Here is a 13,997-nt window from a genome sequence, read left to right on the forward strand (position 1 = left end):
GAACTCCGGGTGGTGTCGCCTGATCCGACTGGCGCGACAAGATACCGCGTCGGGCGGGACTGTCAATCGGAATGTGGGAACCGGGGTCCACCCGCCGGTTCGGGGGGCGCCGCCCCGTCGACCGGACACCCCTGACCGCGCCGAACCCGGGTGGCGGCATTCCGGACAACGAGTATCCTGTTTCTTTCGTCACCCGACCCCCGTTCCGCGAGGTCCGACCCATCATGAACATGCCAGCCTCCGGCCCCGCGCCGTCGCGCGGAGTCGCCGGCTTCCTCGGCGCCATCGAGCGCGTGGGCAACGCCCTGCCCCATCCCGCCACCCTGTTCGCCGGCCTGGCCCTGCTGGTCGTCGTCCTTTCGGGCGTCTTCGCGGCCCTGGGCATCCGGGCCACGCATCCGGGCACCGGGGAGATCATCGAGCCGGTCAGCCTGGTCAGCATCCACGGCCTGCACCGCATCCTCACCGAGCTGATCCACAACTTCACGGGCTTCGCGCCCCTGGGCACGGTGCTGGTCTCGATGCTGGGCATCGGCGTGGCCGAGCGCACCGGCCTGATCGGCGCGGCCCTGCGCCTGCTCGTGCTGTCGGCGCCGCGCGGGCTGCTCACCTTCCTGCTCGTGTTCTCGGGCATCCTGAGCAACACCGCCAGCGAAGTGGGCTACGTGCTGCTGGTGCCGCTGGGCGCCATCATCTTCCAGACCGTGGGGCGCCACCCCCTGGCGGGCATGGCGGCGGCCTTCGCCGGCGTGTCGGGCGGTTACAGTGCGAACCTGCTGCTGGGCACGGTCGATCCGCTGCTGAGCGGCCTCTCGGAGGAGGCGGCCCGGATCATCGACCCGGCCTACATCGTGAATCCGGCCTGCAACTGGTACTTCATGATCGTCTCGACCTTCTTCATCGCGGCGGCGGGCACCTGGGTCACGGAGAAGATCGTGGTGCCGCGCCTGGGCCGGTACGGCGGCGAGGTCGCGGCGGAAGACCTCGGCGAGCTCGGGCCCGACGAGAAGCGCGGCCTGCTCTACGCCCTGGTCGCCAGCCTGCTCTTCACCGGCTTCCTGCTGTGGGGCACGGTCCCGGCCGACGGCTTCCTGCGCGACCCGGCCACGGGCGACCTGCTGCGCTCGCCGTTCACCAGGGGCATCGTGGCCTTCATCTTCTTCGGCGCGACGATCATGGGCATCGCCTACGGCGTGGGGGCGAAGACCATCCGCAACGACAGCGACGCCATCGAGGGCATGGGCAAGAGCATGGAGACCCTCGGCATCTACATCGTGCTGTGCTTCTTCGCGGCCCAGTTCGTGGCGTTCTTCAAGTGGACGAACCTGGGCCTGATCTTCGCCATCAAGGGGGCGGCGGCCCTGGAGGCGGCGGGGCTGGGCGACATTCCGCTCATCGTGAGCTTCGTGATCCTCTCGGCGATCATCAACCTGGCCGTGGGCTCGGCCTCGGCCAAGTGGGCCATCATGGCGCCGGTCTTCATCCCCATGTTCATGCTGTTGGGCTACTCGCCCGAGCTGGTGCAGGCCACCTACCGCGTGGGCGACAGCGTGACCAACGTCATCTCGCCGCTCATGTCGTATTTCCCGCTCATCGTGGCCTTCATGAAGAAGTACGCCGGCGACGCGGGCATCGGCACCGTGGTGGCGACCATGCTGCCCTACTCGTTCACGTTCTTCGTGGTGTGGACGATCCTGCTGATCGCGTGGCTGTGGCTGGGGTTGCCGCTCGGGCCGGGAGCGGCGCTGAAGCTGGGGTAGGACGATCGGCCCGCTTCAGCCGCGGGGGCGGGTGAGCCAGGCCTCGGCGTCGGCCTCGGTGCGGAAGACGCCGACTTCCTGGATCAGGTCGGCGCCGTCGATCTCGACCAGGATCTGGTACATGCGCATCATGCCGAAGGCGAAGTCGCCGTCGACGAGGTGGGCCAGGCGGGCCCGGCTGCGCTCGGGGAACCGGCGCCGGGCCCGGACGATCTGCTGCCAGAACTCGGCGTCCACGTGCTCGAAGTCGAACCGGCGCAGGTCCCACAGGGCGTCCACGTCCGGGTCGTAGTCCGGCGATCCGGTCATGTCCTTCATGAAATCCTGGAACTCCGGAATCGTGACCTTGCCGATCACGCTGATCCGCAGAATCCTCTTCGCGGCGTCGAATTGGCGTTCAATGGCCATGGTTCGTCCGTCCTCCTCGTTGGCGCGGAAATCTACTACCGTCGGGATCCCCGCCCAAGCGGATCGTACGGGTCCGATTCCTTTTTTTCGCGATTTTTCTGAAACTCCCTTGTCCGGGCCCCGTATTGGCGGTACTATATTAGTCAACTAATATAGCAATATACCCGACTGAAACGAGGGCACGGGCATGATCCACATCGATCCGCGCGACGGGACTCCCATCTACCGCCAGGTCATCGACCAGGTGAAGCTGATGGTGGTTTCCGGCCAGTTCGCGCCGGGGGACCAGCTCGAATCGGTCAGCAGCCTGGCCGCCAGACTGAAGGTGAATCCCATGACGATCAGCAAAGCCTACGGGATGCTCGTGGCCGAGGGGGTGGCCGAGCGCCGCAAGGGTGTCGGCATCTTCGTCGCCGCCATCAGCGAGCAGAGGGCCGACCGCGAACGCCAGCAGCTGCTGGACGACGCCCTGCGCGAGGCCGCAGGTCTCATCGTCCAGCTCGACGTGTCCGACGCCGAGGCCTCCGCCGCCCTGCGCCGCCACATCACCGACTACCGCACCCGCGCGAAGGGGGACGAGCGATGAGCCACGACACCATCATCTCGGTGAAGGACCTGAGCCGGGAGTTCGGGGACAAGAGGGCGCTGGGCGCCGTGAATCTCGAGATCCCGCGGGGATCGGTCGTCGGCCTGCTCGGGCCCAACGGCTGCGGCAAGACGACGCTCATCAAGCACCTGATCGGGCTGCTGGTGCCGAGCCACGGCGAGGTCCGGGTCTTCGGCACGCCGGCCGCCGAACTGGGGCCCGACCAGATCGCCCGCATCGGCTACGTGAGCCAGGACGCCGACCTGCTCACCTGGCTCAACGTCGGCGAGACCGTCGACCTCGCCCGGGCCCATCAGCCCCACTGGGACGACGCCCTCGCCGCGCGGCTGCTGGGCGAGTTCGGGCTCGAACGGCACGCCAACGTGGGCAAGCTCTCGGGCGGCCAGAAGCAGCGCCTGTCCATCGTCCTCGGCGTGGCGCACCGCCCCGAACTGCTGCTGCTCGACGAGCCGGCCGCGGCCCTCGATCCGGTCGTGCGCCAGGAGTTCCTCGATCTGCTCATGGACCTGATCCAGGACGGCGAGCGCACCATCGTCATCTCGAGCCACATCCTCACCGACGTGGAGAAGGTCATCGACCGCGTGCTCATCCTGGACCGGGGGCACGTGCACTGCTTCCAGCCCCTGGACGACCTGCGCGAGGAGTACTACCGGGTCAGCCTGCGGGCGCTGTCCGGCGAGATGCCGGCCGAGCTCGGGCTGAGCGGGCTCAAGCATCTGGCGCGCGAGCGCTCCTCCGCCGTGGCGACGGTCCACAACCCGGACCGCGCCGTCCTCGAGCGCGAGCTCGCGACCCTGGCCTGCACCGCCGAGGTGCGCCATCTGGAGTTCGAGGAGATCTACCGCCTGGTCGTGACGGGAAAGTGAGGCCGACCATGTCCACCGCGAATCTGCAGTTGAGGGCGCACCTGCGCCACCGGGGTCTCCTGTTCTGGACCTACTTCGTGCCGGCCGTCTTCTTCGCCACCCTGGTCGCGATCCAGGTGGCCAAGCACTTCGGCTCGGCCTCGCTGAACCTCTGGGCGCTCCTGGCCCTGGTGGGGGCATCGGCGTTCTTCCTCGCCTCGAGCCAGCAGGAGATCCTGACCCGGCCGACCTTCTACCTCCTGCCGGGTCTGCGGGCGGGCATGGCGACGAACCAGGTGCGGGTCGGACTGGTGGTGGGCGCCGCCGCCGTGCTGACCGCCTTCGCGCTGCCCGGCCTGGGCGATCTCCTGGCCGCGTCGCCGCTGCGGGCCGTCTCGGTCCTGGCCGTGGCGATCCTCGTCTTCGCCCTGGTGATGCTGCTGGCGATGCAGCTCTCGTTCCTGACCTGGATCATCTTCCAGGTCCTGTGGCTGCAGATCTTCCTGATCAGGCAGGTCATGCGGGTGTCCGACGAGGCCGTGGCCGGGGCCCTCGACCAGGTCGCGCTCTGGTCGGCGGCCGCCGTCGTCGGCGTGTTCCTCGTGCTGCAGCAGATCCGCAGCGCGGGCCTGCACCGTCGCGTCGCGGAGAGCCCTTACCTGTCCGTCGCCGACATCAAGAACACCGACAAGGTGGCCGAGTTCAAGCGGCTGCGGGATCTCCACAAGGCCGAGACCGCTGGTGGTCCGCGACCTTTCGCCGGCGCCATGGCAGCCGGGCTGCGTTGGACGGGCGCCCAGCGGCGGGCAGGCCGGGCGGCCCGGGCCCTGGCCGGCGAGGCCGTCGTGCTGGGCTTCGCGGCGAGCCTGCCCCGGCGCTGGTGGAAGCTGCTCCTGGCGGCGGGCGTGCTGCCGCTGTTCATGGTCATGGGCGGCTTCTACGACGCCCGCGCCGTCGCTTTCGACGACAACTGGGTGCGCGAGTGGTTCGTCAACCTGCCCTTCATGTCGATCGCGTTCTTCGGGATCTTCGGCACCTACCTCCGGCATCCGGCGCCCGGCCGCCTGTGGGACCGGGGAACGCGTCGCGACGCCCTGGTGCCGACGATGATCGCCATGCTCGGCGCGAGCTACGCCATGACCGCGGTGCTCTTCGCGTTCGGCCATGCGGCGGCGGCCCTGCTGCCGCCCCTGGCCTACCGGGGCGAGGCGCTGCACATGGTCGCGCCGTCGTGGCACGTGTGGCTGTGGCCGGCGTTCTGCCACGCGGTGCAGATGCTGGTCTGGTCGCTCTGGCGCAGCCCGCGCTGCCAGGGCGTGATGCAGCAGACGGGCACCCTGGCCTTCTTCCCGCTGATGCTCTTCCTCCGCATGTGGTACGGGCCCTTCGCCTACCCGGCGGCGATCGGCGGAACGGTGATGCTGCTCATGGCGCTGCCGCTGGTCTGGTCGTGGCGGGTCATGCGGACGGATCAGGCCTGACGGACCGCGCGGGCCGCGATGGAGAAACTGCGCGCGAAATCCCGACGGACGTGCGATGCTCCCCCGGCAATGGGGGCTCATCGCATGTCCTGATCGGAGGGGATACCATGTCACGCAAACTCGGCGCCGAGTTCATCGGCACCTTCTGGCTCGTCCTGGGCGGTTGCGGCAGCGCCGTCCTGGCCGCGGCCTTTCCCCAGGTGGGCATCGGCCTGCTCGGAGTCTCTCTCGCCTTCGGCCTGACCGTCCTGACCATGGCCTTCGCCATCGGCCACATCAGCGGCTGCCACCTGAATCCCGCCGTCTCGTTCGGCCTCTGGGCGGGCGGACGTTTCGACGCGAGGGAACTCGGGCCCTACATCGTGGCGCAGGTCCTCGGCGGCATCGCCGGGGCCGGGGTGCTGTACGTGATCGCGAGCGGCCAGGCGGGCTTCGACATCGCCGGCGGCCTGGCGAGCAACGGCTACGGCGACCACTCGCCCGGGGGCTACACCCTCGTGGCGGGTCTCGTGTGCGAGATCGTGATGACCTTCATGTTCCTCATGATCATCCTCGGGGCGACCGACGCCCGGGCGCCGCAGGGTTTCGCGCCGATCGCCATCGGTCTCGGCCTGACCCTCATCCACCTGATCAGCATCCCCGTCACCAACACGTCGGTGAACCCGGCGCGCAGCACCGGTCCGGCCGTGTTCGTGGGCGACTGGGCCCTCGGCCAGCTCTGGCTGTTCTGGGTGGCGCCGATCGTCGGGGCGGTGCTGGCCGGATTCGTCTACCGCTCGCTCTTCGCCGCCCGCGACGGCTAGCGGTCCTCCACCGACCACCCCGGGACGTCCACGAGCTGCGCGCCGTGGGCGTCCTGCAGGGCGTACTGGAACCAGGGCAGGATGGCGTGGGCGCCCACGCGCCCCGAGCGGTCGATGGCGAGGTAGCCCACCTGCAGCTCGTCCTCGCGCCAGCGCGGGTTGCGCCGCACGATGCGCGCGACCCCCTCGCGGCACGCCTCGGCCGGCGAGAGCCCCTGCCGCATGAGCTCGACGATGAGGAAGCTGCCCACCGTCTTCATGACCTCCTCGCCCACACCGGTGGCGCAGGCCGCGCCGACCTCGTTGTCCACGTAGAGGCTGGCCCCGATGATGGGCGAGTCGCCCACGCGGCCGTGCATCTTGTAGGCCAGACCGCTGGTGGTGCAGGCCCCCGAGAGGTTGCCGTCGCGGTCGATGGCGAGCTGGCTGATCGTGTCGTGGCGGCTCGGGTCCGAGGCGGCCGACCAGGGCTCGTACTTCGCCTCCCGCCGCCACTTCTCCCAGTCGCGGCGCGCCCGTTCGGTGAGCAGGTCCTCGGCCGGATGCCCCTGCTCCAGGGCGAAGCGCCGGGCGCCCTCGCCCACGAGCATCACATGGGGCGTCTTCTCCATGACGGCGCGCGCCACGCTCACCGGGTGCCTGATGTCCTGCAGGAACGCCACCGAGCCGGCGTTGCCGGTCTCGTCCATGATGCAGGCGTCGAGGGTCACCTTGCCGTCGCGGTCCGGGCGCCCGCCGTAGCCCACCGAGTCCACCTCCGGATCGGCCTCCGTCACCCGCACGCCCGCTTCCACCGCGTCGAGGGCCCGCCCGCCGGCCGCCAGCACGCCCCAGGCGGCGGCGTTGGCGGCGAGGCCGTGCCGCCAGGTCGAGACGACCACGGGGCCGCCGCCCGGATGCTCGCCCGGATCGACGAACCGGTCGATGAGCGACGCGCCCGCGCCGCTCCCCACCGGATCGGGCTCCTGCTGGGCGCGGCCGGCCCGTCCGGCGGTCAGGGCGGCGAGGGCGGCGCCGGCGGTCTGCAGGAAGCGGCGGCGGGTGGTCATGACGATTCCTCGGTTTCCGGCCCGGCGAGGGCCAGGGCCAGGGTGGCGATCTCGTGGGGGGCCAGCGGCACGCGCACGCGGCGGCCCCCGTGGGTCGGAACGGGGTCGTCCCGGTAGATGTGCAGTTCGGTCTCGACGAGGCTCACCTTCTCGACGTCGATCACCGGCAACTCGAGGTGCAGGGTCTCGGTCACCGCGACATCGGCGAGGTTGACCAGCCGCACGATCAGCGCCTCGCCCCGCTCGGCCCGCTTGACGGCGGTGATGGCCACGCGCGGATCGGAGCCCGCGAGCAGGCCGGCGCCGCCGGACGTGCTGTCGTCCGCCACGCCCTGCACCACGGGCGTCGGCGTGCGCCAGGCGTCGCTGCGTCCCTTGACGTCGGCGGTGAGCGGGTCGCCCGTGAACGGCATCACGGCGCAATGGAAGGTGTGGCGCCCGATGAGCTGGGCGTCGGGCGTGGCCAGGGTGGGGCCCGCGTTGATGCGGTTGCGCGTGGGCAGGTCGTCGCGGCTGAGCCAGTCGACGCAGCGCAGCAGGGTCACGGCGCAGACGGCGGTGCCGTCGCCGGCGTCGAGCACCTCGACCTCGGGCAGGCCCCGGTTGAAGACGGCCAGGCCGCCTTCCGCGTCCACGAGGGCGCTGAAGTCCTGCTGGGGCCAGTTGTTCGTTAAGGGTACGGCCCCCCCCAAGATCTACGCTCGTCCCCTGCGCGGCGCTTTTCCCAGCTAGTGGCCCCCGGTGAGCTGGGCGTCGGCCGCGAAGCCCGCCGGGAACCACGCCCGCAGGCGGTGGTCGAAGGCGCGGTTGTTGACGGTGGTCGCGATGTCGAGCAGACGCGCGTCGGCCTCGAGGGCGATGCGCACCGTGACGTCGCACGGCGTCGTGCGCACCTGGCGGGTGCGGCGGTCGGGCTCCAGCGAGCGGGGCAGATCGAAGCGGAACGTGGTCTCGGCGGCGGCCCGCAGCGGCGAGCGGTCCTGCAACCGGACCTTGCCCTCGGCGCCCGCCGAGAACGTCGTGCCCGACGTCTCGGCCGGACAGAAGTCGTACTCGTCGCCCGCGTCCTCGGTGTCCTCGAGCAGGTTCAGGCCGGCGAAGGTGCGGCCGGTGGCCTTGTCGAGCAGGTCGATGGTGCCGTCCGGATGCAGCGTCGCGGCCAGGTGGGCGTTCTCGAGCCGGGCGCCGTCGCCGGCGTAGCCGGTCGTCACCGCACCGGGCGCCCGGACACTGGGCCCCGGTGCGGTGGTGAGCCGGAAGGCGGCGTGGCCCACCGGCGGCAGGTCGGGGGCCAGGAAGCGCAGGGTCACGCAGGCGTCGTGGGTGTCGCCCTCGGTGCCGTCGCCGATGATCCGGTCGCCGAAACGGCGCAGGTAGGTGTCCAGGCGCGCGGCCTGGTCCTCGTAGGCGAGCAGTGCGCGGTAGTCGACGCCCCAGAAGCGCTCGAGGTGCCGCACCTGCCGCACCTCGCACGGCACCGGCCGGCCGGCGGCGTCGGTCACGCGCAGGGCCGCGGGATCGCCACTGCCCGGCGGCAGCACCACGAGCCGGTCGACGACGGCACGGCGCCGCCGGGGCAGGGGGTTCGCCACGCGCAGCACCATCTGCCGGTCGCCGTCCGGCTCCGGGGCCAGGGCCGGCGTCCAGCACCGCAGCAGCCGCGTCACCATCTGCTCGCCCGTCTCGCGCACGGTGGCGAAGCGGGTCTCCATCTCGCGGTGCACCGCGTCGATGCTGCAGCCGCAGATGGAGTCGTGGGGGTGGTTGCGCAGCAGTTCGCGCCAGGCCAGATCGAGCAGTCCGGACGGCCAGGCGTGGCCGTCGCGGGCCCAGGCGGCGGCGTGCAGGGGCTCCACGACCCGGGTCAGCAGATCCTGGCAGGCGGTGTTGGCCTGCTTGAGGGGCATGCGGGTCGACCACACCCCCGAGAGGATCGGGTTGTCGCGTCCGCCGAGGAGTTCGCCCGCGAGCACCGGTCGCTCGTCGTCGGGCGTGTGCTCCCGCACGGCCGCCACGAAGTCGGCCAGCGAGGCGACGGTGAACGCGGTGTCCGGGAAGGCCTCGGCGAGGGCCGCCAGCACGGGGCCGCCGGCGCGCTGCGGCGGGAAGTGGTCGCAGCCGTTCAGCAGCAGGGCCGGATCGTGCCCGGGGCGGCGCGCCATCTTCGCGAAGAGCTCGCGCACCTGCGCCACGGCGCGCGCGGGCTCCACCGCCCGCGCCGTGTGGGCGTGCCAGAGTTCCGCGTGGCCCAGCCCGCCGGCGTTGCAGTACCCCTCGCACGGGTTGACCGCCAGCACCTCCGAACCGTCCGGCCCGCGCCAGCGGAAGAGCCAGCCCACGTCGTCGGCCCGATCGTCGAGACCGCGCGCGAAGACGAAGCTGTCGAGGCCGGCGAGCTGGAGCAGTTGGGGCAGCTGGGCGATGTGGCCGAAGCTGTCCGGCATGTAGCCGACCCGGTGCACGCGCCCGAGGGGCGAGGTGCGATGGCCGCGGAGCAGGTTGCGGGCGGTGGCCTCGCCGCTGACGAGGAACTCGTCCGGCAGCACGTACCAGGGGCCGACGACGAGGCGGCCCTCGCGCACGAGACGGTCGACGCGGTCGCGCGCATCGGGCCGGGCGGCGAGGTAGTCCTCGAGCACGGCCGTCTGGCCGTCGAGCAGGAAACGGGGCACGGCGTCGTCGTGGTCCAGCGCGTCGAGGATGCCGTCCACGGCCGCGACCAGGTCGACCCGGAAGCGCGCGAACGTCTGGTACCACTCCCGGTCCCAGTGGGTGTGGGCGACGACGAAGGCCTGGCGGGGGGCGTCGGTCATGGCGGACCTCAGGAGCAGGCGGCCAGCACCTCGCCGACCGTGGCGGTGGCGCGGCCGATGCAGGTGTCGGCGGCGCCGTAGTAGAGCTGCAGGGTGGCAGCGGGGCCGGCCGGTTCGCCGTCGGCCACGCCGTCGACGATCAGGCCCGACGGAAACACGACGTTGGGCACCTGGCCGACCATCTCCCATTCCTCGCGGGGTTCGAGCAGGTTCTCGTCCGTGCGCGCGAGCACCTTCGTGGGGTCGTCGCGGTCGAGCAGGACCGCGCCGGCCTGGTAGATGTTGGCCGCCTGGAAGTGGGTGGCGACGCCGTGGTAGATCAGCAGCCAGCCCTGCTCGGTGAGCACCGGCGGCGGGCCCGCGCCGACGAGTTCGTCCCAGTAGTGGGGCCGACCGCCGAACACCGGGCCGAGGTCCTCCCAGTTCTGCAGGTCGTCCGAGGCGAGCAGGCGCACGCCGGCGCCGGTGGGCGGTCCGCCCGCGGGGCGGGCCGTGTTGGGCCGGTCGAGCATGAGCACGCGACCGCCCACCAGGCCGGGAAAGAGCACGCCGTTGCGCGTGTCCTCGCCGCCGGTCAGGGCCACCAGGCTCAGCTGCGAGAGCCCGACGCAGCACACGTCGTCCGGACCGGCCGGCGACCAAACCGCGAGCCGGCAGCCGCGATCGGTGTCCAGGGCCGTCACCACGAGCCGCCCGAAGCCGGTCGCGGTGACGCGCGCGTCGTAGACGTGGTGGACGGCGAGGGGCCGGCCGTCGACGGGATCGACGAGCCCCTCGAGCCCGCGGAACGTGACGGGCCGGGGCTGGAACGAGAAGCCCAGACCGTCGGGATTGGTGGCGAGCCAGGTCAGGGTGCGCCGGCCGCGGGTCTGGACCCGGCACATCAGCACCGACACGGCGCCGACGCGCAGGGCGCCGGGATTGAAGACGCTGCTCACGTCGACGGCGACGCCGGGCACGTCCGGCACGTCGTGCCGTGTCAGCAGCGGGCCATGCCCGAGGCGGTGGAACATGTGGCGGCGACTCCCGGGTGGAGGATGGGGCGATCGGGCCAGTCTAGCACCGGGGTGCCCGGATCACCAAGCACCGGTGGCCGCGAACAGCCGGTCAACGTGTCCCTTCACTCCTCAACAGCCGCCCCGTCTCGTCCACCGTCGCGGTCACCGTCGGCGTGACGAGACGGGCGGCGAAACGCGCGTCGCTCGCGTCCATCTCGAGTCGCCAGCCGGGGGGCAGGGGCGTCGTGTGCACGGCGCCGTCCTGCCGGGGCCAGGCGGGGAGCCGACCGGTCGCCACGCCGAGTTCGGTCAGCGACGCGGCGAAGCGCCCCCGTTCGGCGGCGAATTCCCGCTGCAGGTAGTAGACGGGCATCACGAGGCGGGCGGTGACGATGGCCGCGTGCTCGTCCGAGTTGGCGAACGTGATCGCGTCGGTCCCGTCGCCGAACAGGACCTCGCCCCACATCTCGGGCATGTGCATGGCGACCGCGCCCTGGGGCGACCACACCCAGTTGTCCTCGGGCAGCGGCCGTCCGGTCTCCGCGTCGGTGATCTTCGCGTACGCCCCGTCGACGACCTCGGTGCGCCACTGCACGCGGGAGAAGTTCAGCCGCCAGACGTCCCCGGGGCGCGGCGGCGCCGGCCGGCCGGCCGCCTCGCCCAGCACGGCCCAGGGAATGGCGATCTCGACCGTCCAGCCCGTGTCCGTGTCGGCGGGATCGTTGAGCGTGCCGTCGACGTGCACGGCCGTCCGCAGCCCGGCGATGTCCCAGGCGTTCACCGCCGGCGCGCCGTCGCGGTAGGGGCGCACCAGCATCAGATCCCACTCGGTGCCGAGGGCGTTGATCTCGAGCTCGTAGTACAGGTGGTTGTCGCCGTCCGGATCGATGAAGACCTCGAAGTCGTTGTCGTGGTAGATGACCGCGTCGCGCTGGGTGAGCTTCGCCCAAACGTGGGGCTCCTTCAGCTCGGCGGCGATGCAGAGGTCCTCGGCGGTCCAGACCATCTTCGCCCGGGTGCGGAAACGCGGCTCGCGGCGCACCGGACCTTCGATGTCGCCGAAGGGCTCCGTCCACGGGGCGGCGGCCCAGGCTTCGTCGTCGAGGCGGCCGTCGATGACGGGAGCCGACCCTGCGGGCGGGCAGACGTATTGGGCGGGGGCGGGGAAGGTCGCCGGAATCTGGAGCGACCGGGCGGATCCTGCAGGATATAACAAAAACACAAATATAACGATGATGATGCCGGATCGAAGTTGGTACAACAACTTTAGTCCCCAAATGTTAAGGTCCCGGGCCCCCTGGCGCCTCGCCTCGCACCATAGCACAATTTTCTGGTGTTCGGCAACGGATTCCGGCCCGTGATCGCCTGACATCAATAATGAAAACCGTTCTTGTTTGAATCAGATATCCCGTTTCTGTTACGATTTTAGCTCGGATTCTGCACAGAACGGATCCGCGAACCGAAACCCGAATGCGGGTCCACTCCCCGGGAACTCGGCCGCTTCACGCGGCGCGCGCCCGGAGCAACTGGGGGAGACAACATGAAGAAATGGACAATGACGCTTCTGGGCCTCGTGGCTCTCACCCTCGGTGCCTCGGCCTTCGCCCAGGTCTCGACGAACCCCTGCGACATCTCCGGCACCGTCGTCGCGGCGCCGAACCCGGGCTCCGGTCCGGCCTGGATGTACACCCTGACCCTCACCTGGGACACCGGCAGCCAGTACGCCCTGAGCCACATGAACCTGGTCATGGACGCCGCCGGCGGCACCTGCACCTGCCAGGACTTCGTCGACGCGATCGACTGGAGCGATCCGATCGGTTCCTCCGACGGCGACCCGTCGTGCACCGTCGACTACGAGGGCCGGCTCCAGTGCAACGGCGACCCGAGCATTCCGGGCGCTGAGGGCATCATGTTGAAGTTCGAGCCCATCGAGACCGGCGGCTGCGAGCCGGGCACCGTGGGTTCGGCCACCTTCGTCTTCTATTCGAACCTGGCCCCGGCGCCCATCGACGAGGACGTGCTCACCCTGGTCGACAAGTACGCCCTGAACAGCTGCTGGGGCGGTCTCAGCGGCGACTTCCCCGCCATGTCCTGCGACCCCGTTTCGGCCGAGGACGTGGACTGGGGCAAGGCGAAGAGCCTGTACCGCTAGGTTTCCCGCAGACATCCCGCAGGCCTGCGACCCCGATCCCGGTCGTGCCGGAGGCGCCACAACACGTGGCGCCTCTGTTTTCATGTCCCGCCGGGACGGTCGGTCGTTCAGCAGCCGATGCCGGCCGCCCGCACGCGACCCGGGTCGGTGGCGCTGCACGGCGTGACGGCGTGGATCATGCCGCACTCCGGACAGGCGCTCTCGAAGGTGACCATGGCGAAGGCCGCGCCGCAATGGGCGCAGGGAATGTCCAGCGGGGCGGGCAGGGGCATGTTCGCGAAGCCCATCTGCCGCACCTTGGTCAGGACCAGGACGCCGTCGGCGGCCGGGCCGTTGCAGCCGTCATGCATGACGTTACTCCTTGGATACCAACTTGGCGATCAAAACAGGACAATGATATCCAAATAAGGAAGGGAAGGCAAGGCCGGGCTCAGCGCACCACGATCTCGTCGACGAAGATCCAGGCCGGCTGGCCGCGGCCCGGATGCCAGGCGGGGCAGGTGCGGCGATTCGCCGCCACGACCCGCACGTACCGGGCGGTGGCGCCCACCGCCACCGCGAACGGGTGGATGAGCTTGCGTTGTTCGCGGTCGGACACGGCGTGGGTCGCGGGGGGAGCTTCGTGCCAGATGGCGCCGTCGGGCGACCAGGCGACGCGCACGGCGTCCGGCAGGAAGATCCACGCGTTGGCGTCCTGCAGGAAGCGGACGTCGACCGTGGCGATCGGCACCGGCGCGCCGAGATCGATCGTGGCCTCGAGATCGCCGCCCTCGAAGCCGGCCCAGCGTCCGTCGTCGTGGCGGTGGGAACCGAGCCGCCCGTCGGCGGGCCACCCCGCGCCGCCGCCGGGATAGCGCGAACTCGCCGGGCGGACGAACGCCACCGCCGCGCCCACCGCGAGGTGGGGATCCAGTTCGACCACGGTCGGCGCGCCGAAGGCTTCGCCCCGCACGTAGAGCTGCCACGCCCGCAGCACGGCCGGCGCGCCCGGGCGCGCATCCCGCTCGCCGTCCGCCGCGGCCTCCTCGTCATCGGCGCCGACCCACGCCGGGAGCTGCTCTTCCGGGGCGAGGGCGGGCCG

At 70.9% G+C, this 13,997-nt stretch carries 13 protein-coding genes and 1 pseudogene; 6 read left to right on the plus strand and 8 right to left on the minus strand.

Features of this window, described 5'->3' with window-relative positions:
• Window positions 1-230: 230 nt before the first annotated feature.
• Window positions 231-1,760: an AbgT family transporter gene (locus tag KDM41_04620; GenBank protein ID MCB1182695.1), complete on the plus strand. Its 1,530-nt coding sequence runs from the start codon at window positions 231-233 to the stop codon at window positions 1,758-1,760.
• A gap of 15 nt (window positions 1,761-1,775) precedes the next feature.
• On the opposite strand, the gene KDM41_04625 is transcribed toward KDM41_04620, so the two are convergent.
• Complete coding sequence (locus tag KDM41_04625) at window positions 1,776-2,168, minus strand: hypothetical protein (GenBank protein ID MCB1182696.1); 393 nt, start codon at window positions 2,166-2,168, stop codon at window positions 1,776-1,778.
• Window positions 2,169-2,355: 187 nt separating this feature from the next.
• Between KDM41_04625 and KDM41_04630 the strand changes: the two are divergent.
• From KDM41_04630 to aqpZ, 4 genes and pseudogenes are all read left to right on the plus strand, one after another.
• A pseudogene (locus KDM41_04630) lies at window positions 2,356-2,583 on the plus strand (GntR family transcriptional regulator).
• A 167-nt stretch (window positions 2,584-2,750) separates the two neighbouring features.
• Window positions 2,751-3,641: an ABC transporter ATP-binding protein gene (locus tag KDM41_04635; protein ID MCB1182697.1), complete on the plus strand. Its 891-nt coding sequence runs from the start codon at window positions 2,751-2,753 to the stop codon at window positions 3,639-3,641.
• An 8-nt stretch (window positions 3,642-3,649) separates the two neighbouring features.
• Window positions 3,650-5,101: a hypothetical protein gene (locus KDM41_04640; protein ID MCB1182698.1), complete on the plus strand. Its 1,452-nt coding sequence runs from the start codon at window positions 3,650-3,652 to the stop codon at window positions 5,099-5,101.
• 107 nt (window positions 5,102-5,208) lie between these two features.
• Complete coding sequence (gene aqpZ / locus KDM41_04645) at window positions 5,209-5,904, plus strand: aquaporin Z (protein MCB1182699.1); 696 nt, start codon at window positions 5,209-5,211, stop codon at window positions 5,902-5,904.
• Here aqpZ and KDM41_04650 read toward each other — a convergent pair.
• From KDM41_04650 to KDM41_04670, 5 genes are all read right to left on the minus strand, one after another.
• Window positions 5,901-6,953, minus strand: coding sequence for a N(4)-(beta-N-acetylglucosaminyl)-L-asparaginase (locus KDM41_04650; GenBank protein MCB1182700.1), 1,053 nt, complete (start codon window positions 6,951-6,953; stop codon window positions 5,901-5,903). The genes aqpZ and KDM41_04650 overlap by 4 nt on opposite strands.
• Window positions 6,950-7,645 (minus strand): hypothetical protein, encoded by a 696-nt coding sequence (locus KDM41_04655; protein ID MCB1182701.1) that lies wholly within the window; start codon window positions 7,643-7,645, stop codon window positions 6,950-6,952. Before KDM41_04655 ends, KDM41_04650 begins: the two co-directional genes overlap by 4 nt.
• A gap of 36 nt (window positions 7,646-7,681) precedes the next feature.
• Window positions 7,682-9,766 (minus strand): hypothetical protein, encoded by a 2,085-nt coding sequence (locus KDM41_04660; protein MCB1182702.1) that lies wholly within the window; start codon window positions 9,764-9,766, stop codon window positions 7,682-7,684.
• 8 nt (window positions 9,767-9,774) lie between these two features.
• A complete protein-coding gene (locus KDM41_04665) occupies window positions 9,775-10,779 on the minus strand; it encodes a hypothetical protein (protein ID MCB1182703.1) in 1,005 nt (334 codons plus the stop codon).
• A 94-nt stretch (window positions 10,780-10,873) separates the two neighbouring features.
• Window positions 10,874-12,136, minus strand: a complete 1,263-nt coding sequence (locus KDM41_04670; GenBank protein ID MCB1182704.1) for a carbohydrate-binding family 9-like protein — start codon at window positions 12,134-12,136, stop codon at window positions 10,874-10,876.
• 168 nt (window positions 12,137-12,304) lie between these two features.
• Between KDM41_04670 and KDM41_04675 the strand changes: the two genes are divergently transcribed.
• Window positions 12,305-12,916 (plus strand): hypothetical protein, encoded by a 612-nt coding sequence (locus tag KDM41_04675; protein ID MCB1182705.1) that lies wholly within the window; start codon window positions 12,305-12,307, stop codon window positions 12,914-12,916.
• A 107-nt stretch (window positions 12,917-13,023) separates the two neighbouring features.
• Here the strand turns inward: KDM41_04675 and KDM41_04680 are convergent, their stop codons facing one another.
• Window positions 13,024-13,266 carry a hypothetical protein gene (locus tag KDM41_04680; GenBank protein MCB1182706.1) on the minus strand — a complete coding sequence of 81 codons (243 nt, stop codon included), beginning with the start codon at window positions 13,264-13,266 and terminating at the stop codon, window positions 13,024-13,026.
• 80 nt (window positions 13,267-13,346) lie between these two features.
• A partial coding sequence (locus KDM41_04685; protein ID MCB1182707.1) for a discoidin domain-containing protein occupies window positions 13,347-13,997 on the minus strand: 651 nt, incomplete at its 5' end.

The sequence above is a fragment of the bacterium genome (genome assembly GCA_020440705.1).
Classification (GTDB): domain Bacteria; phylum Krumholzibacteriota; class Krumholzibacteriia; order LZORAL124-64-63; family LZORAL124-64-63; genus JAGRNP01.

Excerpts from the sequence above, each read along its gene's own strand:
- KDM41_04620 (MCB1182695.1), top strand. The coding sequence starts at position 231 with ATGCCAGCCTCCGGCCCCGCGCCGTCGCGCGGAGTCGCCGGCTTCCTC.
- KDM41_04625 (MCB1182696.1), bottom strand. The coding sequence starts at position 2,168 with ATGGCCATTGAACGCCAATTCGACGCCGCGAAGAGGATTCTGCGGATC.
- KDM41_04635 (MCB1182697.1), top strand. The coding sequence starts at position 2,751 with ATGAGCCACGACACCATCATCTCGGTGAAGGACCTGAGCCGGGAGTTC.
- KDM41_04640 (MCB1182698.1), top strand. The coding sequence starts at position 3,650 with ATGTCCACCGCGAATCTGCAGTTGAGGGCGCACCTGCGCCACCGGGGT.
- aqpZ (MCB1182699.1), top strand. The coding sequence starts at position 5,209 with ATGTCACGCAAACTCGGCGCCGAGTTCATCGGCACCTTCTGGCTCGTC.
- KDM41_04650 (MCB1182700.1), bottom strand. The coding sequence starts at position 6,953 with ATGACCACCCGCCGCCGCTTCCTGCAGACCGCCGGCGCCGCCCTCGCC.
- KDM41_04660 (MCB1182702.1), bottom strand. The coding sequence starts at position 9,766 with ATGACCGACGCCCCCCGCCAGGCCTTCGTCGTCGCCCACACCCACTGG.
- KDM41_04665 (MCB1182703.1), bottom strand. The coding sequence starts at position 10,779 with ATGTTCCACCGCCTCGGGCATGGCCCGCTGCTGACACGGCACGACGTG.
- KDM41_04670 (MCB1182704.1), bottom strand. The coding sequence starts at position 12,136 with ATGTCAGGCGATCACGGGCCGGAATCCGTTGCCGAACACCAGAAAATT.
- KDM41_04675 (MCB1182705.1), top strand. The coding sequence starts at position 12,305 with ATGAAGAAATGGACAATGACGCTTCTGGGCCTCGTGGCTCTCACCCTC.
- KDM41_04680 (MCB1182706.1), bottom strand. The coding sequence starts at position 13,266 with ATGCATGACGGCTGCAACGGCCCGGCCGCCGACGGCGTCCTGGTCCTG.